The 20513-nt window shown below is 47.6% G+C and carries 25 protein-coding genes; 21 read left to right on the top strand and 4 right to left on the bottom strand.

Translation table 11 applies throughout. The features are described from left to right. Nucleotides 1-6: 6 nt before the first annotated feature. From KNO78_RS07735 to KNO78_RS07670, 14 genes are all read left to right on the top strand, one after another. Nucleotides 7-690 (top strand): ABC transporter ATP-binding protein, encoded by a 684-nt coding sequence (locus KNO78_RS07735; RefSeq protein WP_074033830.1) that lies wholly within the window; start codon nt 7-9, stop codon nt 688-690. Next, on the top strand, nt 687-3257 hold the full coding sequence (locus KNO78_RS07730) for an ABC transporter permease (RefSeq protein WP_214690602.1): 2571 nt from the start codon (nt 687-689) through the stop codon (nt 3255-3257). Before KNO78_RS07735 ends, KNO78_RS07730 begins: the two co-directional genes overlap by 4 nt. 233 nt (nt 3258-3490) lie before the next feature. After that, a complete protein-coding gene (locus KNO78_RS07725; protein ID WP_196431056.1) occupies nt 3491-3814 on the top strand; it encodes a PadR family transcriptional regulator in 324 nt (107 codons plus the stop codon). Further along, a complete protein-coding gene (locus KNO78_RS07720) occupies nt 3811-4347 on the top strand; it encodes a DUF2812 domain-containing protein (protein WP_214690603.1) in 537 nt (178 codons plus the stop codon). The genes KNO78_RS07725 and KNO78_RS07720 overlap by 4 nt, the downstream gene beginning before the upstream one ends. A gap of 23 nt (nt 4348-4370) precedes the next feature. Continuing rightward, on the top strand, nt 4371-4541 hold the full coding sequence (locus KNO78_RS07715) for a hypothetical protein (RefSeq protein WP_159562700.1): 171 nt from the start codon (nt 4371-4373) through the stop codon (nt 4539-4541). Nucleotides 4542-4656: 115 nt separating this feature from the next. After that, nucleotides 4657-5199 carry an RNA polymerase sigma factor gene (locus KNO78_RS07710; RefSeq protein WP_078147384.1) on the top strand — a complete coding sequence of 181 codons (543 nt, stop codon included), beginning with the start codon at nt 4657-4659 and terminating at the stop codon, nt 5197-5199. Further along, nucleotides 5196-5939, top strand: coding sequence for a hypothetical protein (locus KNO78_RS07705; protein ID WP_214690604.1), 744 nt, complete (start codon nt 5196-5198; stop codon nt 5937-5939). The genes KNO78_RS07710 and KNO78_RS07705 overlap by 4 nt, the downstream gene beginning before the upstream one ends. A gap of 33 nt (nt 5940-5972) precedes the next feature. Then, a complete protein-coding gene (locus KNO78_RS07700; RefSeq protein ID WP_214690605.1) occupies nt 5973-6623 on the top strand; it encodes an SIMPL domain-containing protein in 651 nt (216 codons plus the stop codon). After that, nucleotides 6620-7060, top strand: a complete 441-nt coding sequence (locus KNO78_RS07695) for a hypothetical protein (protein WP_214690606.1) — start codon at nt 6620-6622, stop codon at nt 7058-7060. The genes KNO78_RS07700 and KNO78_RS07695 overlap by 4 nt, the downstream gene beginning before the upstream one ends. Before the next feature lie 56 nt (nt 7061-7116). Then, a complete protein-coding gene (locus KNO78_RS07690) occupies nt 7117-7584 on the top strand; it encodes a flavodoxin family protein (protein ID WP_214690607.1) in 468 nt (155 codons plus the stop codon). A gap of 113 nt (nt 7585-7697) precedes the next feature. Then, a complete protein-coding gene (locus tag KNO78_RS07685; RefSeq protein WP_214690608.1) occupies nt 7698-8096 on the top strand; it encodes a hypothetical protein in 399 nt (132 codons plus the stop codon). Nucleotides 8097-8180: 84 nt separating this feature from the next. Continuing rightward, on the top strand, nt 8181-9293 hold the full coding sequence (locus KNO78_RS07680) for a M14 family metallopeptidase (RefSeq protein ID WP_214690609.1): 1113 nt from the start codon (nt 8181-8183) through the stop codon (nt 9291-9293). Nucleotides 9294-9368: 75 nt separating this feature from the next. Then, complete coding sequence (locus KNO78_RS07675) at nt 9369-10172, top strand: alpha/beta fold hydrolase (RefSeq protein ID WP_214690610.1); 804 nt, start codon at nt 9369-9371, stop codon at nt 10170-10172. A gap of 254 nt (nt 10173-10426) precedes the next feature. After that, nucleotides 10427-10855, top strand: a complete 429-nt coding sequence (locus KNO78_RS07670) for a CBS domain-containing protein (RefSeq protein WP_012727014.1) — start codon at nt 10427-10429, stop codon at nt 10853-10855. Between the two features lie 84 nt (nt 10856-10939). Here the strand turns inward: KNO78_RS07670 and KNO78_RS07665 are convergent, their stop codons facing one another. Further along, a complete protein-coding gene (locus KNO78_RS07665) occupies nt 10940-11887 on the bottom strand; it encodes an LLM class oxidoreductase (protein WP_214690611.1) in 948 nt (315 codons plus the stop codon). A 10-nt stretch (nt 11888-11897) separates the two neighbouring features. Beyond that, nucleotides 11898-13100, bottom strand: coding sequence for an MFS transporter (locus KNO78_RS07660; protein WP_214690612.1), 1203 nt, complete (start codon nt 13098-13100; stop codon nt 11898-11900). Nucleotides 13101-13362: 262 nt separating this feature from the next. Between KNO78_RS07660 and KNO78_RS07655 the strand changes: the two genes are divergently transcribed. The 3 genes from KNO78_RS07655 (at nt 13363) to KNO78_RS07645 (ending at nt 15164) form a co-directional block, all read left to right on the top strand. After that, the gene (locus KNO78_RS07655; protein WP_078147375.1) at nt 13363-13689 is read left to right on the top strand and encodes a winged helix-turn-helix transcriptional regulator; all 327 of its coding nucleotides are present in this window, start codon (nt 13363-13365) and stop codon (nt 13687-13689) included. Between the two features lie 81 nt (nt 13690-13770). Continuing rightward, the gene (locus KNO78_RS07650) at nt 13771-14274 is read left to right on the top strand and encodes a cupin domain-containing protein (RefSeq protein ID WP_074036164.1); all 504 of its coding nucleotides are present in this window, start codon (nt 13771-13773) and stop codon (nt 14272-14274) included. Beyond that, on the top strand, nt 14271-15164 hold the full coding sequence (locus KNO78_RS07645) for an aldo/keto reductase (RefSeq protein WP_285800626.1): 894 nt from the start codon (nt 14271-14273) through the stop codon (nt 15162-15164). The genes KNO78_RS07650 and KNO78_RS07645 overlap by 4 nt, the downstream gene beginning before the upstream one ends. 41 nt (nt 15165-15205) lie before the next feature. Here the strand turns inward: KNO78_RS07645 and KNO78_RS07640 are convergent, their stop codons facing one another. Beyond that, nucleotides 15206-15637 carry an Lrp/AsnC family transcriptional regulator gene (locus KNO78_RS07640; protein WP_047795035.1) on the bottom strand — a complete coding sequence of 144 codons (432 nt, stop codon included), beginning with the start codon at nt 15635-15637 and terminating at the stop codon, nt 15206-15208. Between the two features lie 118 nt (nt 15638-15755). Here KNO78_RS07640 and KNO78_RS07635 point away from each other — a divergent pair, with 118 nt between their 5' ends. Further along, a complete protein-coding gene (locus tag KNO78_RS07635) occupies nt 15756-16169 on the top strand; it encodes a carboxymuconolactone decarboxylase family protein (RefSeq protein WP_214690613.1) in 414 nt (137 codons plus the stop codon). Between the two features lie 97 nt (nt 16170-16266). After that, on the top strand, nt 16267-17334 hold the full coding sequence (locus KNO78_RS07630; RefSeq protein ID WP_214690614.1) for a DUF389 domain-containing protein: 1068 nt from the start codon (nt 16267-16269) through the stop codon (nt 17332-17334). A 33-nt stretch (nt 17335-17367) separates the two neighbouring features. On the opposite strand, the gene KNO78_RS07625 is transcribed toward KNO78_RS07630, so the two are convergent. Then, nucleotides 17368-19062 (bottom strand): M3 family oligoendopeptidase, encoded by a 1695-nt coding sequence (locus KNO78_RS07625; protein ID WP_214690615.1) that lies wholly within the window; start codon nt 19060-19062, stop codon nt 17368-17370. 208 nt (nt 19063-19270) lie between these two features. Here KNO78_RS07625 and KNO78_RS07620 point away from each other — a divergent pair, with 208 nt between their 5' ends. Both KNO78_RS07620 and KNO78_RS07615 read left to right on the top strand, forming a co-directional pair. Then, a complete protein-coding gene (locus KNO78_RS07620; protein ID WP_012727005.1) occupies nt 19271-19771 on the top strand; it encodes a PTS sugar transporter subunit IIA in 501 nt (166 codons plus the stop codon). Between the two features lie 90 nt (nt 19772-19861). Further along, nucleotides 19862-20461, top strand: a complete 600-nt coding sequence (locus tag KNO78_RS07615; protein WP_047795040.1) for a helix-turn-helix domain-containing protein — start codon at nt 19862-19864, stop codon at nt 20459-20461. Nucleotides 20462-20513 lie beyond the last annotated feature (52 nt).

Below are 20513 nucleotides of genomic sequence, written 5' to 3'. Positions count from 1 at the left end.
GCAAACATGAACATATTAGAAGTGCAAAACTTATCGAAAGTATACGGCAAGGACGAGATGGAGGTCAGAGCGCTCGATGACGTCTCGTTCACGGTGAAGAAAGGTGAATTTGTCTGTATCGTCGGGCCTTCGGGTTCGGGGAAATCGACATTGTTGCATTTACTTGGTGGTGTCGATGTGCCGACGAGTGGACAGGTGTTGATTGATCAAACAGACATTTATGCATTGGACGAGACGCAGCTTGCCATTTTCCGTCGTCGACAAATCGGTTTGATTTATCAGTTTTATAACTTGATTCCGATTTTAACGGTCGAAGAGAACATCACGTTACCGATGCTATTAGATGAACAAAAAGTGGATATCGCTCACTTGGAACGCATCATCGGCATCTTGGGCTTGTCAAACCGATTGACCCATTTACCAAATCAATTATCGGGAGGGCAACAGCAGCGCGTTTCCATCGGTCGGGCACTGATTAGTAATCCAGCTATTATCTTAGCCGACGAGCCGACAGGAAACTTGGATAGTCAAAATAGTGAAGAAATCATGAGCCTGTTAAAACTGTTCAATAAGAAATTCAATCAAACGCTCATCATCATTACCCATGACGAGCGGATTGCCTTACAGGCGGATCGTATCATTTCGATTGAAGATGGCAAGATTGCGAAGAATGAGGTCGTCCGCGCATGAACATCATCAATAAAATGACACTTCGGCATTTGCGCGAGAACAAACGACGCTCGCTTGTTACAATCATCGGAGTCATCATCTCTGTATCGATGATTACAGCTGTCACAACGCTCGGATCTTCTTTTTTGGATTTGATGATTCGTCAAGACATCGCAGATAACGGAGAATGGCATGTTCAGTATCTAGATACAAACGAAAAGCAAGTCGAAGCTATTCGGGATGATGCGAACACGAAGGCTGTCATCCTTTCAAATGATGGTTATGCTCAACTAGAAGAGTCACAAAATGCTTACAAACCATACTTATATGTTCGAAACTATAACACATCCGGATTGAAGAGTTTTCCAATTGACTTGACTGAGGGGCGTCTACCGGAAAAAGAAGGCGAAGTCATCATTTCAGAAGGGATTCGCCAAAATGCCCTCGTCACCTATAACATCGGTGATGAATTGACACTTGAGATTGGAGAGCGGATTGATCCGTCATCAGGTCACGTGTTGACACAAAATGATGGTTTGATCCGAGAAGATGAGACGATTCTCGAACAATTAAACGTTGAGGATACGGTGACATTGACGGTTGTTGGAACGATTGCTCGACCTGACTGGGAACCGACTTGGTCGCCAGGGTATACAGTCGTCGGATTCATCGATGATCAAGAATTGAATGGAGCAAGAGTCGATACGTTCGTCGCCTTGAACGATGTAGACAACTCGATTTATTCGGAAGCGAAACAGTTGATGACCGAACAGAACATAGAACGTGTCGCCTACAATTCCTCGTTGCTTCGTTATTATGGAGTGACAAATGACGATGGCTTGCGTAAAACGCTATATGGATTTGGTGGAATCATCATGGCGGTCATTGTGATCGGTTCGATTTCTCTAATCTATAACGCATTCGCCATCAGTGTGTCGGAGCGTTCTCGTTACCTCGGAATGTTGGCAAGTGTCGGGGCTACGAAGCGACAAAAGCGGAACTCGGTCTATTTTGAAGGGATGGTTATTGGGGGAATTAGCATTCCACTCGGTATCCTGGCGGGAATTACGGGTATTGCGTTCACATTCCTATTCATCAATGCATTTGCCGAAAAAGCGTTAAACGTGACGGAGAAGTTTGAAGTTGTCGTCACACCGATTACTTTACTATTAACTCTCTTCATTTCGAGCGTAACCATTTTCATTTCCTGCTATCTTCCGGCGCGTCGAGCCTCAAAGATTTCTGCGATTGACGCCATTCGTCAAACGCAAGATGTACGATTGACGTCAAAACAAGTGAAGACGTCAAAACTAGTTCGTCGTCTTTTCGGTTTAGAAGCAGAGATTGGGTTGAAGAATACGAAGCGCAACCGTAAACGGTATCTGGTTACCGTCTTCTCGCTCGTCATCAGTATCGTCCTGTTTTTAGTGGTCAGTTACTTCACTGATCGTCTCGAACAGTCCCTTGACATGTCTCAAGCAGACTATGATTTCGATATTCTTGTGAATGGTTCAACGCTTGATCAAAATGATTTACGACGTTATGAATCGTTAGATCATGTGACGAACGGAACATATTTTGAAAATGCAACGGTCCAAACGATGGTCAGCAAATCTCAATTACCGAGTGCGATTACCAAGAACGAGAATTTGGCATCAACGATCGTTGACGGAAAATTTATGTACTACGTATCCCTCTATCAATTAGATGATGAAAGTTTCAATGCGTACTTGAAACAAATCGGAGCGCCTGTCAGTCGTTTTGAAGACGGGGACGTACCAGGAGCCGTCTTGATTGATGAGATCTCGTATCAAGACATGGATCAGAAAAAATTCATCACTTCAGAGACGGTCGAAACAGAAATCGGTGATACGTTTGAATTGAGGGACGAGAATGCAACGGGCGACGCGGCACCGCTTAAAACGATTCAAGTTGGCGCAATGACAGATATCGCCCCGACCGGTGTGATGACAGGTTCTCTTGGATGGCTAGATGTGATAGTACGAGAAGGGACGTTTGAAGAAGACGCAATCGGGGATTTGATGAAACAATCGAGTCCGTCAATCGCGTTGAATACAGATGACCCCGAGGACACACAACAAGTGATTGAAGCGGAACAGAATTTGGATTTGTATGTCTTTAACGTATCGGAACAACGGGAACAACAAGAACAGATGTTGTTACTTTTATCAATATTTGTGTATGGGTTTATCGTGCTAATTTCGCTAATTTCGATTGCGAACATTTTTAATACGATTTCAACGAGCGTCTCACTTCGTCGTCGTGAGTTTGCGATGCTTCGTTCAGTTGGGATGACACCGAAAGGATTCAATAAGATGGTGTACTATGAAAGCATTTTTTATGGGGTGAAAGCCCTTGCGTATGGGATTCCCGTCAGTCTTCTCATCATGTACCTCATCTATCGAGCGCAAATCAATACGTTTGATGCTCCGTTTACCTTGCCGTGGAATAGCATTCTGTTTGTCGTCATCATGATTTTCATGATTGTGGGTGCCTCGATGCTATATTCCGTTTCAAAAATAAAGAAAGATAACATTATCGACCGATTGAAACAAGAAAATGATTAAGTAGATTATTGAAAAATTCATAATAAACCATGAAGTACACAACAAGGGGCTCAGTACATGCTGAGTCCCTTTTTTATGATGTCATGACAAACAAAACACGATTGCCAAAACGATACGAAGAACGACCAAAATAAAAATATTTTGTCACAGCTCTTGTTAATTAACCAAAAATAGGATATTTTTGATATATCGGATGACGATATAACGAAGAACGATACAAAGGAGCGGGATACGTGACACAACAGTCAAGTACAGGCGCATTAACCGAGGCGGTTTATTATATATTATTATCTCTGCAAGTCCCGAGGCATGGGTATGGGATGATGCAATTCGTTCAAGAATTGAGTAATGGGCGGGTCCAACTCGCGCCAGGTACGTTATACGGCGCCCTCAGTAGTCTAGTAGAGCGAGGTTGGATTCGGGCGCTCGAAGGTACGGGGCGGAAGAAAGAGTATGAAATCACGGCAACTGGTCGAGAGGCACTTCGGTCGGAATTAAGGCGACTAGAAGAACTGGTGCAGCACGGACATGAATGGACGAAGGAGTTGGATACATGAAGACGAAAACGGTCTATCGCATCTTTGTTGATTATGAGAAGGAAGAGAAGTGGCTCAATGAGATGGCTCAAACCGGTTGGGCGCTCGAATCCTTTCGTTTGATGCGATATGTGTTCAAACAAGTTGAACCTGGGACGTTCACGTATCGAATCGAATTGTTGTCCAACTTACCTTCTCACCCCGAGTCGAAGGCGTATATGGAATTCTTAGATGAAGTTGGAGTCGAAGTGGTCGATACGTCGTATCGGTGGATCTTTTTACGAAAACGAACGAGTGACGGACCGTTCCAATTGTATTCGGATTTTGATTCGATGATTCAGCGGGAGAAACGAATCATCCAACTGTATGGAGCAGTGGGACTCGCCAATTTTGTTGTGGTGATAGCGAATCTTTCCAATCCATATGCGCAGTGGACCATCCTATTGAACATAGCTGTCGTCGCGATGTTGGCTTATGCGGTCCAACATCATACTCGGAAAGTTAGGACACTAAAAGGTCTCAAAGCGATTGGAGAGATGAAGTCGTCAGATTGAGCGCATAGGTTAGGAGGAGCAAGATGGATTCACCAGAATGGAAAGATTGTATCATTTGTTTTGGGTTGATTGCGGGGACGACACTCGGTGTAATCCTCTCGTTCTTCTTTCATATTCAATTGACATATGGGATTGCGAGCGGGGCGATGATTGGCTACATTGGCGGGCTTGTCGTATCGATTTGGAAGCAATGATGAATCAGGATAACATTCCTCGTCTCGATGACGAGGTTTTTTTGATAGATTGTGACGGATGATATGAGATTGGGATCTATAGTTATAGAGGGGTTATTACGAAGGGGGTAACTGGATGGATGACCAGGTCATCATCGATTGGTACTGGGAACGATCGGAGTATGCGATTGTCGCGACGAAGAAGAAATACGGAAGCTATTGTCATCGTGTTTCTTATAATATTCTACAGAATCGCGAAGACACAGAGGAGTGTTTGAACGATTTATATATGAAAGCGTGGGAGTCGATCCCGCCGACACGTCCGCTTCGACTCGGTGCGTATTTGACGAAGATCGTGCGAAATCTCGCACTACAGCGTTATAAGAAGAATCATGCAAAAAAACGTGGCGGTGGGGAAGTACCGCTCGTCTATGAAGAACTAGAACATGTCCTTACGGAATCGATGAAAGACGAAGACCTCGTCGACGTGTTGAATGAATTTCTAGCAGACCTACCTCGACTGACAAGGGTGATGTTCATGCAACGTTATTTCTATTTACACTCGATTCAAGAAATTGCAACGACACATCAGCTCGGTGAGAGCCATGTCAAAATGACCTTGAAGCGCACGCGGGATGCGTTACAGCGAGCGCTTGAAGCAGAAGGCGTTCGCGTATGAAAAGTGAGCAGATCCTTCGACTACTCGGGGAAGTCGATGACCGGTATATAGAGGAATCGATGATGATAGAGCGAAAACCTTATCAACGACTGAAATGGGGAGGGGGACTCCTCATCGCTGTCGCTGCGGGATTCATGCTCTTCACATCGAATGTCTGGAACGAACAAATCCCGCTATCCACGGATTCTACTGCGACTTCCGTTCACATTGTCGATCAATCAAAAGTAAAACCAGATATTTCCGAGGAAAATATGATGGAGATGACAGAGGATGAACTATTCTCAAAATGGGATCCGGTCGTGGTCAGAGGAACGGTCACGGATATTTGGCATATCGAGATTGACTTCAACGGAGAGACAGAATATCAGTCTCTTACCAAGATACACGTATCCAATGTGTATCGTGGGGATGTGCAAGTCGGGCAAGATTTGATTGTTCGTGCTGATGCCATCAAGGAAACCGGACAGACAACAGATGCGTCCGTTATCTCGCACGTGAAACAAGGCATGGAAGGGATTTTCATGCCGATTCCATACGATGACGAGTTTGTCTGGGAACAAAATGAAGCAACACTTCGATTGAAAGACATTGCCGATTACGGTTTTCCGGATGGGGAACGCTATCTGTTTTTAGATACGCCGAACGGATTGTTGTTCGAGCGGGATGCTTACCCCTCCTTACAAGGTTTGGACTCACTCGATGAAGTAGAGCACTGGATGATGACGCGATTTTCAGAATAATGGAGAACTCAAATCGATAAGGGGGAAATGGATATGGAACGGAAGATTACCGTAAAAGGGACAGGGAATGTCTCATCTCGACCTGATTTGATTGTGATTCACATGGACCTTGTCTCGAAAGCGCCACGATACGAAGATACGATGACCGAGGCGACAAGTGCGGTGTCCCATCTTCAAAAAGCCATCACGAGCGCAGGGTTTGACAAGACGGACCTTAAAACGAGTGACTTTTCCATCGATACGGAATATGAGAGCTATCGTGATCGAGATGAGAATTATCGGTCGCGGTTTGTCGGATACGTCTGTAAACAGAAGACGAAGCTCGAATTTGCGCTCGATACGTCCAAACTATCGGACGTCATCGAACAAATCAGTCAATCTCGCGCAAATCCTACACTCTCCATTCGTTTCACGATGAAAGACCCGAATGCGATTGAAGATCAGCTATTGGTGAGTGCTGCGGAGAATGCGAAGAAACGAGCAGAACTCCTTGCGAAGGGAGCAGGCGCTGAACTAGGGGACTTGCTTCAAATTGACTACACGTGGGGGGAGATTCACCTGTTTTCGCCTACAAACGTCCTCTATAGTCAGGACGTCGTCTATTCGGAATCACGGATGCCCGAACTCGAACCAGATGACATTGACGTCAGTGATTCGGCCACATTCGTCTGGAGTCTCAAATGAGGCGACTGATTTTCTTGATGCTTCTTTCACTCTCGATTGCGCTGCCCGCATCTGCCCTTTCCTGGGCCTATACGTTTGTCGTGTTCGACCGAAACGCATATGAAGTGCTCGACACAACAATCGAAGAGGATGCACTCGGTGACGTGATCGGTGAAGTGGAGACAGTGGTCAATGATGAGACGGGACGTTACTACGGGAATGCTTCGAACGGATATCCGATTGGGACGGTGTACCGTGAAGTCGACGGGGAGTCTGTGGAAGACGTCATTGCGGTCGAGGACGGTTCGGAGTGGAAGCGAGCGGAGTATCGATTCGAAGCACCGTATCATTCACGTGATTTTATCACCTTCTTCGGCTATTTGCTGCTCGGGATGGGCATCATTATGGTAAGTTGGTCGTTCTTCAAGCGAAGTTCGCTGTACCAAAAAGAAGCATGAACGAACGTGGAAATGGGAACGGGAATAAAGAAAGGTTCGGTAAAGGGGGATTTATCATGAACATCTTGATTATTTTTGACTCACTATATGGTCATACTGAAAAGATTGCTCATGCGATGCAGCAAGAGCTGTCGAAAGACCATGAGGCACGTATGGAACACGTATTGAATATTGGATTAGGCGACTTGGCACATGTCGACCTGGTCATCATCGGCTCACCGACACATGGGGGATACGAAACGGAAGACATTAAAGTATTTTTGGACGGAATTTCGGACAATGCGTTACGAGGGAAACGGACGGCTGCCTTTGACACGAGTATCGTCAAAGAGAAACAGAATCCGATACTTGGTAAAATCATTGATTGGTTCGGTCATGCCGTCAATCGGGTCGAAGGGGAAATGATTGAAAAAGGGGCGACGGGTGTCCAAAAAGAGTCGTTCCTCGTCGATGGGACGACGGAGATGTTGAAGGAAGGCGAACTCGAACGCGCGAAAGCGTGGGCGCGTGAGTTGGTCGGATAATACACGAAACGCATTCTGATAACAGAGTGCGTTTTTTAGTTGAAGAGGACGAGAAGAAGAGAAAAGCGGGTAAATATATAGTATTCAACTCTTCAGAGAGGAAGCTGGTTGTGATGAAAAAAATGGAGCGGGATGTATTGGTCGGTTGGATTGTCGTCGTGCTTGTCCTCTTGATGCATTTTCTGATCACCATGTCTCTTGGCAACTCGTACTTTGCTGAAAGTTCGTTGAATCGAATGTTGTGGCTTTCGAGTTTTCCGGCATTCTTAATCGCATTCGTCGCAGCCTTCTTCCAAAAAACGAACACTGTCTTCCTAGCGGTTCGTCGTGGGCTACTGTGGACCATCGAGTTGATGGTCGCCTTCACCATTCTCGCTTGGGTGTTCCGTTCTTTCGAAGGACTGTATGCGAATGCTGGTCTCTACTGGTTGTTCGGTGCCGTCTTAATTGGACCAATCTTTTATATGATGGCGTTCCGACGTCAACATTCGAAACGAATCCGCACCCCTTGATTGAAACGCTTCCTCTGAAAGGAGGCGTTTTTAGATTGCCTCAGGATGGGAAAGGATAGAGAGAAGAGATTGGAGGAGAGTGAGATGAGCCATTATTTTTCATCATCTTATGAAGAGTCGCGAGAGAAGTTCATGAACTTACTATCTGAAGTGAAACGATTTTATCCGAAAGCGGAGCTGTTGACACACTCGATCGGGGACGAGAGTATCGACGTTATTTTAGGGGAGCCGAAACGAGAGCGGAAAGCGATGATTCTCATGACGATCGGGGAACATGGGATTGAAGGGTATGCGGGTGCTGCGGTGACCCATCAATTCGTTCAGACGCAACTCACGCATGTCCGTCATGAGATGACGGGGATTTGTCTCATCCATGCAGTGAATCCATGGGGGATGAAACACTTTCGACGTGTCAATGAACACAATGTCGATTTGAACAGAAATTACGTCATTGATCGTGAGTCGGTCCCATATAACGTGAACCGTGAATATGAGCTGATGCGCCATCTCTTCGTACCGGATGGAGTAATTGACGACTACCATGAGGCGCGTGAACAGATCTATTCATTTCTCGGCTCTGGAATTAAGCTTGATGGCTTCAAAGCGATGAGTGGAGCAAAAGGGATGGGGCAATATCAATTCCCGAAAGGTGTGTATTACGGGGGAGAAGAAGACGAACCGTCTGCCATCTTTTTAAAAGGGATTCAACATGATTTACTTGAGCGCTACGGAAAAGTCGTCCATCTCGATTGGCATACCGCACTCGGACCGACGAACGAGGTCACGATGGTCATCAGCAAACGGGACGGTCGCACGGAAGATGAGTTAAAACAAGCGTACGGTCTAGACAACGTCAACGTGTATGACCCGGACGAGGTACTCGGAGATTCGACGAATCATTTTTACTACGTGCGCGATACGGAATACCCGGACAAGGGTCTCGTTTCTGCCTTATTTGAATTCGGTACGTTTGGGACGTCGACAAAAGCATCCATCCGTGAATTTTTAACGATTATTTTAGAGAACCGGCTGTACTTTGAAGGGACAAAGGACCCTGAGGCACGAAACGGTATTCAAAACGAATTCATGGCGATGTTCTATCCGGAAAACGCGGATTGGCGAGAAGCTGTTTTACGAGAAGGAGCGAAAGCCGTTGAAGGTTATCTAAAAGGTGAAGCGCTCTGGCGCGACACATAAGAGGGTTTCTCGAAGTCGGAATAGGGAATAATGAGGTTGTGAGTGTTTTCGCTAAATAATGACTGTGGAGGTTGGATGATGGGATATATTACAGCACATGACGGTACAAATCTATACGTAGAGGATGTCGGGTTTGGGGAACCGATTGTCTTCTTGCACGGCTGGCCAGCAAACAACAATATGTTCGAGTATCAGAAGAATGCGCTCGTCGAAGCGGGATATCGCTACATCGGCATTGATTTCAGAGGATACGGGAAATCTGATGCCCCGGCGACAGGTTATGACTATGAGACAATGGCGTCTGATGTGCATATGGTCGTCTACGGACTTGGCTTAAAAAACTTCACGCTCGTCGGTTTTTCAATGGGTGGGGCGATTGCAGTTCGCTACGCAGCCGACTATAAAGAGGATGGACTCAACAAATTGGTCTTGGCCGGAGCCGCGGCACCAATCTTCACACAGCGTGCAGATTATCCATATGGAATGACAACGGACGAAGTCGACGCGTTGATTGACGATACACGGGCCGACCGACCGAAGATGCTCGAAGGGTTCGGAGAAATCTTCTTCGAGAAAGAACATTCGAAACCGATGCAAAACTGGTTCCACCATCTCGCGCTCGTCGCGTCGAGCCATGGGACGATTGCCTCGGCACAGGCGTTACGTGACGAAGATTTGCGAGATGCCTTGCCGAAAATTGATGTCGAGACGTTGATCATCCATGGGGTGCATGACAAGATCTGTCCTTTCGCATTCGCCGAGCAGATGGAACAAGGCATCTCGAACGCGCGAATCGAGCGCTTTGAAGAGAGTGGACACGGTACGGTGCTGGATGAACGAGAGAAATTTAACGATACGTTGTTGCAGTTTGTTCAATAATCGATGGCCTCCGAATCGGGGGCTTTTTGTATGTCGATAAGGGTAAGAACCAACAAAAACGGGTATAATTCAATTGGAGTTCCCTTCCATTTTTTGAATCACTGAAACATCGCTGTGACTAGAGTCACGATGTTTTTTTGTGTTGTTTTGGAGAAAGGGGGATGAAACTAGATTAGAACATGGATTTAGTTCAACCTGTCCTACCATTCATGGTACAATAGCGGGGTGGATTAACAGATTGAGGAGAGATTTAAATGAATATCGCTTTCTTTTTATATCCGAAAGAAGACGTCAAATATTTGGACCCCGAATCAACGGTACGACAAGCACTTGAAAAGATGAAGCATCATCGATTCACGTCTGTCCCACTCGTTTCGGAGAACGGATTTTACGCCGGGACGATGACAGAGGGGGATTTACTCTGGGCACTCGCAGAACAGCTTCGCGGGGAAGAAGACTATGAAAAAGTGCTCCGGACACGTCTAAAAGACATCAAGCAACGCGTTCGCTATAAGCCGGTCTCGATTACGGCACAAATTGAAGAGCTCGTCGATGCGATCACGGACCAAAACTTCGTGCCGGTCGTCGATGATGGGAAGTATTTCATCGGCATCATCCGACGCCGTGACATCATCGAGTATTACTCGACAAAGTTGAAACAATTGGAGAATGAAGTCCGATAATGAACAAGCCAGAACCGACTTACGGTTCTGGCTTGTTTTACGTTTCTTTCAGCTTCGTTTTTAAAAATAGGAGTAGGGCAAACCTCAATCAAGTGGTGGAAAATGTGGAAGTACATATTCACCTAATTCATCGATGACTTCTTCGGCTGGACGTTCTCCGTCGAAGAGAGCGAAGAAGAGGTGGTTCACGCCGATGGCACGATACGCTTCAAGCAACTTGATCAAGTGGTTGCGACCGAGTCGGAATCCGAGACGAATCGGTGTCGGTGGCTCGTCTGGGTCGTGCGTCAAATCAAGATGCATCGGCATCGAGAAGGGACGGAAGGCACGACCATGCGCTTCACCGCTCGCACGCCACGCGTCGAGCACTTGCTGTTGTGCGAAAGGTGACTGCGGGTAGTACATCCACCCGTCTCCGTTCGCCCCAAGCCAGTCCATGTCTTGTTGTGCGAACCCGGTGATCATCGTCGGGATCCGCTTCTTCGGACGCGGTACGAGCGTTGCCTGTTCCACCTCCCCATAAGGTGATTCAATAGTTGGATAGTTGTTATAGAGCGCATGCTCCATGACACGAAGCGATTCTTTGAACTGGTCGCCACGTGTCGGGTGATCGACTCCGAGCCCTTTGAAATCGGCACGACGGTCACCTGAAGAGATCCCGAGAATCAATCGTTCTGGGAACAATGCTTCAATCGTTGCGACTTCCTTCGCCGAACGAAGGGGGTGACGGAGTGGCAAGACGAGCGCGGACGTACCGAGCGCAATGTTTTTCGTTTGACCAAGTAAATGTGTTCCGTAGATTAGCATATCGTAAATTTGACCGACAGCCGGGTCTAAAAAGTTCGGGTCTTTTAGTAGGACATCCCGTAACCAAAGAGCCGTGAAGCCGTAATCGTCTGCCTTTTGGGCAAGCTCGACTTGACGCTCGAGGATCGGGGTACGCATTTTAAAATTCTCTAAAGGAATGTGGAGGCCGAGCGTGAGCTCGCCCTCCCGGTACATCCGGTTGTAGCTTCTATGATTGTTGAACATAAGCGCCTCCTTAGTTTGCTTCCAAACGACGTGAAATGGCTGTCAAGATGACGGCGATGATGACCATGATGCCACCGACCCAAGGGGTATGCACAAGTCCGATTGAATCGGTGACGAGTCCACCGATTGTTGCGCCGAGGGCAATCCCGATGTTGAAGGCCGCGATGTTGAGTGCGGATGCGACATCGACAGCGGCAGGTACATATTTTTCAGCCAATTGCACGATATACAGTTGAAGTCCAGGCACGTTCATGAAGGCGAGGAGTCCCATCAAGACGATGGCAATCAAACCTGCCACTTTGAACGGAATCATGAACGACATGATGCTCATGACCGCTGCGTGAACGATGAACATATAGAACAATGCTTTCGCTGGATTTTCGTTGGCGAGCTTTCCACCGACCGCGTTCCCGATGGCGACTGCGATTCCGTAAACGAGTAAGACGACACTGATCAAGCTCGGGCTGATCTTTGTCACGTCTTGCATGATGGGTGTCAAGTACGTGAAGGCGACGAACGTTCCGCCGTAACCGAGTGTTGTAATCAAGAATCCGAGCATGAGACGACCGTTTGTGAGCAGTTTCTTCATATCTGAGAATTTCGCAGGTGGTGACTGTTTCAAATCTTTCGGGATCAAGAAGAAGCTTGCGATGATTGAAATGACACCGAGTGCTGCGACGGCGAAGAATGTGGCGCGCCATCCGAACGCTTGTCCGATGAAAGTACCGAGTGGGACTCCTGTAACGGTTGCGACAGTTAAACCTGTGAACATGAGTGCGATGGCACTCGCTTTTTTATGTGGTGGTACGAGTTGAACAGCAATCGTTGCCCCGATGGAGAAGAAGACACCATGCGAGAATGCGGTGATAAATCGGGCGACAATCAAAAGTTCAAAGGTGGTCGACATGGCCGAGACCAAGTTTCCGCCGATGAAGACGACCATGAGTGCCATGAGTAACGTCTTGCGGTTCATCCGGTTCGTCAGTGCCGTCAAAATCGGTGCACCGACGGCTACGCCGATCGCGTAACCCGAGATAATGAGACCCGCGAGAGTGATGCCGATGTTTAAATCACTTGCGATCGATGCGAGGAGACCGACCGGGACGAACTCGGTCGTTCCGATGCCGAAAGCGCTGATCGCGAGGGCGAGTAATGCCAACCCTCCATTTTTAGGTGCCTGTTCTTCGACAGGTTGTGTGTACGGTTGATTCATGAGTAGTTCCTCCTAAAATAAATGAATAGTGTGGAAGACGAGGGCCCTTCGTCTCCGGATAGCAAAGACATCTCACTTTCCTCTATTGTTCAGTACGGTCGAAAAAGTACCTTACCGTCTCAAGGGGATGTTACAAGCGAAATGAACTTGTATAGATTTGCTACAGTTGCTATCATAAGTGCATGAAAACAGTTTGAGAAGTACGTACTTTTTAGTGCGGTAGGCACCAAAAAGTGCCTATGTAAGAAATGGAGGAAACGAAATGCCATATAATATTCCGGTCGAAGCGACACTTGACGTCATCGGCGGTAAGTGGAAAGTCGTCATCATGTGTCACTTGATTAAAGGGGAGCGACGGACGAGTGAACTGCGTAAACTCATGCCGAACATCACGCAAAAAATGCTCACCCAACAATTGCGTGAGCTCGAAGCGGATGGTGTCGTCGTTCGTACGGTGTTCGAGCAAGTTCCGCCGAAAGTCATTTACTCACTCTCAGAGTACGGATGGTCACTCAAGCCAATCTTGGACGCCATGTGCGCCTGGGGCGAGTGCCATATCGATCAGTCCGGTGAAGAGGTCATTTCATAACCATCACGGTCGTCCAATACGGACGACCGTTTTTCGTAGTGACAAGTCGGGTACAGGGACAGAGACAAGGAGGGAATTAGGATGGACGTGAAAACTTTTTTGTTTACAGATGACGGCTCCATTCCCAACCATCCGGATTATCCGGCGCTCCTCTATCGTGGCGTCTTTGATGACCCGAGCGGGATGCGAGAGACGTTTGCCCATAATGAATGGACGAACAGTTGGGTGAACGGGGTGTTCGACTATCATCACTATCACAGCAACACGCATGAAGTATTGGGCATATTACAAGGTGAAGCGACGCTTCAACTCGGAGGGACGAACGGTGACCTCGTCCGCGTCCGCCTAGGTGATGTCCTCGTCTTACCGGCGGGAACGGGACATCGTCGCATCGAGGCGAGCGAAGATTTTCAAGTGGTCGGGGCATACCCGGACGGTCGTGACTATGACACGTTGACAGGAAAGACCGAAGAACGACCGGACAACGTAAAGCGAATCGAACAAGTCGAAAAACCGAAGTTTGACCCCGTCTTCGGGACGACGGGTCCACTACATGAAGCATGGACAAAGGAGGAAACGTTATGAATCAACGACTACCACATTCTTTATTACTTGCAGCTTTGAAGCAAAACGTCGTCAAATTGAAAGACGGGCGCGAGATGCGCGCACTCGGACAAGGTACATGGCGCATGGGGGAAGACAAATCGAAGCATGATGCCGAGGTTGAGGCACTTCGGACAGGAATCGACTGCGGACTCCACGTCATCGACACGGCGGAAATGTATGGGGAAGGGGAGTCTGAGAAGTTGGTAGGGGAAGCAATCCAAGACCGACGCGAAGATGTCTTTCTCGTCTCGAAAGTGTATCCATACAATGCGTGTGGCGACAAACTCGTCAGCGCATGTGATGCGTCGCTCGAACGACTCGGGACGGACTACCTGGATCTTTACTTACTCCATTGGCGAGGCGATGCCCCGCTCGAGGAGACGATTCAAGGGATGGAACAGCTTAAAGCGGACGGAAAGATTCGGGCATGGGGAGTCTCGAACTTCGACGTGGACGATATGAAGGAATTGCTGTCGCTACCGAATGGAGACAAGTGCGCGGTCAATCAAGTGCTCTATCATCTTGGCAGTCGCGGGATTGAGTACGACCTCCTTCCTTATCTAAAAGAACAAGGGATTCCTGTCATGGCATACGCTCCACTCGCTGAAGGAAGTGACGTGAAAGAAGAGGTCTTCAATAACGAAACGATCAATCGGATCGCGGAGTCGTATAGTGCCTCAGTCGCGCAAGTCTTACTTGCTTGGACGATCCGGAGCGGACACGTCATCGCCATCCCGAAAGCCGGGCAGGCCGAGCATGTCGAGGAGAATGCGGCAGCGCTCTTGCTCGACATGAGTGAGGAAGATTTTGCTTCGCTCGATGAGGCGTTCCCGCCACCGACAACGAAACAACCGCTAGATGTGATTTGAAACGATAAAGGACTGGTAATTTCGCCAGTCCTTTTGCATGTTCACTTTGACTGAATGTCAATTTCTGAAAAGATGAATTGTGTTTTTGTTTGAGCATACGGAATAACTTCATCAATAAATGATTCAGCCGCAGAAAAAGATGAGAACTGTATTTTGATAAGGTAACAGGCATCACCTGATATGCGATAACAAAATGAAACAGTAGGCTGCTGTTTCAAATAATGAAGAAATGCTTCGTATTGTCCATTCTTCACTGTTGCCTCGACTATACATTGAATTGGAAGCCCTAGCTTTTCATAGTCAAGTTCGAGCGAGTATTGTTTAATGACTCCAAATGATTCTAGTCGTCGAACCCGCTCGTTAACGGAAGGAGCGGAAAGTTTAATACGTCGTCCGAGCTCACTCATGGAAAGACGGCTGTCTTGTTCTAATTCATAGATAAGTCTGTGATCAATTTCATCGATTTTTAGCATGACAGGTATTTTGCCTCATTTCGTTATTTATTGAATGTTTATAGGTACATTTTGATTGTGGATGAAATGGAGTTGGATGAAAAGACCTTTTATCATATAAGTACAGGAGGTGAAGGAAATGCCAAGAATTAAGTTAGCAGAGCATGGAGGGACAAAGTTTGAACGTTTACTTGGTCATAATATCGAAATTCAAGAAAATTGGTCAAAACTAGGGGATTCATTGAATAATGCTGGTCAACTTTCTCCCAAATTGAAAGAACAAGTCCGTCGAACACTTGCGCAACAAAATGGATGTGAATATTGCCGAGCAAAGGGAAAACCAGATCAAGTTCAATTCGATGAACAGGTAACGGTTGCTGTAGGGTTTGCAGAAGTATTCATAAAAATGAAAGGAACAGTATCAGCTTCTATCATTGAGGTGTTAAAAGAAACGTTTTCGGAATCAGAAATTAGCGAGTTATGTGCTTTTATCACGTTCACGACAGCATCACAATATATAGGGGCGATGTTGGGCTTAGAGGCGGAAACTTGAAATATACATATCGATTCTAGTTCACTTTTTTCGGGTAAATAAAGGAAGGATTTGCTTGTGTAGATGACATCGATACGACAAGGGAGCTGAACTCTATATGGAACAGACGTACACCGCTGAAGAATTCAAAGACAAGATGTACTCGAATTTAAAAGTACGGCCGAGTGATTCCGTCATTTTGATGTGCTCCATCTTTATCGCGTCAATCGGATTGAATATGAATTCCATTCCCATCATTATCGGGGCGATGTTGATTTCGCCGCTCATGACGCCTATCTTGAGTATCGGTCTCGCCTTGTCGCTCTATGACATGAAACTTCTTCGAGCGGGAGTACGTTTACTTCTGGTCCAAGTCGCGGTCAGTCTCACCGTCGCGACCATTTATTTCGCTATCTCGCCAATTACCTATGCGAGTAATGAAATCATTGCCCGAACGGAGCCGACGATTTGGGATGTCATCATCGCTTTCGCTGGGGGGACCGCCGGCATCATCGGGGCGCAAAAGAAGATGAGCAATAACATCGTCCCAGGTGTCGCCATCGCGACCGCCTTGATGCCCCCGCTCTGTACGGTCGGCTATTCGATTGCGACGTGGAACGTCGATTATTTGATCGGGTCGAGTTATCTGTTCGTTATCAACTGCGCGTTCATCGCCATTGCGACGTTCATCGGAGTCAAGTTCATGGGTATCTCACAAGTGTTGACGAAGCAAGACGCGAACCATAAAAAAATCAATCGACTTCTCATTGCCTTGTCTGTCTTTATCGTCGTCCCAAGTATCTTCTCGGCCGCGACGCTCGTTCAAGACAGCATCGTCCGGACGGGAATAAACAATTTCATCGAAGAAGAGTTTTCAGACGCCATCATTATCAGTCAGGACTATCAGGAAGATGATGATTTGCTTCTCGTTACGACGACGGGGAAACGACTGACCAATGAAGAACTTACGGAGATTGAATCGCGCCTGCCGGACTATGGGCTACATGCGATTGAATTGTCCGTGACACAAGTACCGGATCTGAACGGATTATCCGGCGAACAGGCAGCGCGCATTTTACAAGACTATCTCGAAAGTCGCCTGCAACAGTTCAATTTGTTCGACAGCCGTCAAATCGATTTGGAGGACTTGCCTTTCGAACTCCAGAATGAAATCAATCCAAACTAAAAGACCATCGATTTTTGTCGATGGTCTTACTCGTTAGTTCGCGAGCGGATGTTTCAAGAGATAGTCTTCGATTTGATCAATCGTTTCTTTCAACACGCCGTCTGCGAATGGTGATTTGAGACCTGCCAGTTCGACGAGTTCGAGGAACGAACGGCTTCCGCCTGCTTGACAGAGCGTGAGGTAATCGCTCCATGCCGCTTCGCGGTCTTCATGCATGCGCACCCAGAACTGGAATGCACATACTTGTGCGAGCGTATAGTCGATATAGTAGAACGGGCTTTGGAAGATGTGACCTTGTTGGTGCCACCATGCGCCCGATTCGAGATAGTCGTTCGTCTCATAATCACGGTGCGGGAGATAGACCTTTTCCAAATCGCGCCACGCCTGCCGACGCTCGGCAGCTGTCATCTCTGGGTTGCGGTAGACGACGTGTTGGAACTCATCGACGAGCACGCCATACGGAAGGAACGTCATGCTACCTGCCAAATGATTGAACTTATACTTGTCGACTTGGTCGCCGAAGAAGAGCTCCATCCATGGCCAACAGAAGAATTCCATCGACATCGAGTGGATCTCACACGCCTCATAAGTCGGGAAGGCGTATTCCGGTGTCGTCAAATGACGGCTTTCATACACTTGGAAGGCATGACCGACTTCGTGCGTGAGAACATCGATGTCGCCTGCCGTCCCGTTGAAGTTCGAGAAGATGAACGGAAGTCCTTCAGACGGTAAGTACGTGCAGTATCCGCCGCCAGATTTCCCTGGTTTCGCCGTCAAGTCGAGGGCGCCGCGTTCCTGCATGTACTGGAAGAACTCGTCCGTCTCATTTGAGAGTTCACGATACATTTTGTTTCCGCCTTCGATGATGAACGACTCATCGCCTTGCGGTGTCGCGTTTCCGTCTGGGAAGACGAACGACTCGTCATAGTAATAGAGGTGGTCGACACCGATTCGTTTCGCCTGCTTTTCTTTCAAAGCAGAAGCGAGCGGGACGATGACGTCACGGACTTGTTTCCGGAAGTTGTCGACCATCGACTCGTCATAACCGACACGCTGCATCCGTGCATAACCGAGTTCGACGAACGACGGGAAGCCAAGGGCGTGAGCGATTTCCGTACGGACGCGTACGAGTTCCCCATAAATGCGGTCGAGCTCATCGCCGTTATCAGAAAGGTATGTATAGCGGGCGACAGATGCGGCTTTTCGGACATCACGGTCTGGTGATTGAAGATATGGGCCGAACTGTGACAAGTTGAGTGTCTTGCCGTCAAACTCGATTTGCGCAGCGGACATGACCTTTTGATAAGCTGTCGCGAGGCGGTTTTCTTCCTGCAGTTTCGGGATGAGTGACTCCTCGAACGTTTCAAGTGCGCGCTCGGCGAGAGAGAACAGTTGGCTGCCCCATTCCGCTTCGAGTTCAGTGCGAAGCTCGTGGTTCGTCAAGACGCGATAGTACGCTTGAATCTCCTTCTCATAGACCGGAAGTGCGTCGTCAAAGAATGCCTGTTCTTCTTCGTAAAACGAATCGCGTGTGTCGACCGAATGTCGGATCGCGACGAGTTGACTTTGTGTCTCAAAGTCGTTCCGTTCTTTGTTGATTTGGCGAATGAGTTCGTTCGCTTCCTCGAGTGTGCTGGCTTGCTGTAATTCGGCAGAATAGTCCGAAAATCTGCTGTTTAAAGCGTCCAAGTCGGGCCGTTCATATGACAATTTTGTGAAAGTCGTCATTGTAAGCGCCTCCATCGTGTGAAATTTTTACAAAGTGTAAAAAGGGCTTGCAAAAGCGATTGCACACTCGTATTCTTACGATGTGTAAAACGATTTCGCACTACCTTATTACAACTATACCGTTAATAGGGTAGGGATTGAAGTATTAGCTTTTCGGGTATAAAAGTGAAGACTTCGATTCAATAGAACATGTTGGAGGGATTAAGCTATGGGATTCTTTAAAAAACTTTTTGGTGGTAAAGAAGAACAACTCAACGCGGTTTCACCGCTTACAGGAAAGGTCGTCGACATCACGAACGTACCGGACCAAGTATTCTCACAAAAAATGATGGGTGACGGGATCGCAATCGAGCCGACTGAAGGAAAAGTCGTCTCACCGGTTAGCGGAACAATCGCGACAGTATTCCCAACAAAACACGCGATCGGTATCAACGCGGACAACGGTGCGGAATACTTGATTCACATCGGTTTGGATACGGTAAACCTTAAAGGTGAAGGCTTCGAGACACACGTTACAGAAGGTCAATCTGTCAAAGCAGGCGACCCACTCGTCACGTTCGACCTCGATTTCATCAAAGCGAACGCGCCATCGACAATCACTCCGATCATCATCACGAACCACGACAGCTTCGGCGTGAACAAACTTGTCGCAGAAGGCGACACGGTGACAGCTGGATCTTCAGAAGTCGTCGAGTTGACAAAGAAATAAGAAGACGACCCATGACTCGGGAGCTTAGGCTTCCGAGTATTTTTTTGCGAATGCGGGAATTATAATGAAGAGAGGGAAGGGGGAATTGAGATGGATGGAAAAAATGCACCATACCGGGGATACGGGGATCGGATTCGAATATTACGGGAACGGGCCGGATTGTCGATTGAGACGCTTGCAGAACAGATTGGTGTCGCACCGTACTTTATCCGACGTACCGAATTGAGTGAGGTCTATCCGACCATGCCTTACATAGAGGCGCTCGCAGACGCTTTGCAAATCGACCCGAACTATTTGGCCCGCCATATTTGGACGGGAGAGTCGCTCAAAGTACTCATGCGAGGAAAAGTACCGGAACTCGAACAGATGAAGCTCGCCTATGAAGAAGCGATGCACGGGAAGTCCGTCGAAGAAATGCAACGGCAACTCGAAGAGCGGATGCGCATCTTTGACTTGATGCACGAAGAGGAGTTACATCGCATTTTCAAAGAAGACGAGGAACCGACGTCACACCATGCACTCGAAGCGCTCGTCGATGCGGTGCTTGATCTCGGACGGTCACATGACACGACGCGTCACATCGTCCCGTTCGCACGCTATGTGGAACGGCTTGTCCCAGACCAATTCGCAGACAACTCATTCCAGTACGCGGAGTATGGTGTCGTGGATAAATCGTATAAATTGCAATGACCGTGGAGCATTCTACGGTTTTTTTGTGCACAAAAAAGTGACCAGGAGAATC

This window comes from Exiguobacterium sp. s132, from assembly GCF_018617235.1.
Lineage (GTDB): Bacteria > Bacillota > Bacilli > Exiguobacteriales > Exiguobacteriaceae > Exiguobacterium > Exiguobacterium profundum.
The sequence above is the reverse complement of the archived record's forward strand: the minus strand, read 5'-3'. Positions and strand labels throughout refer to the sequence as shown.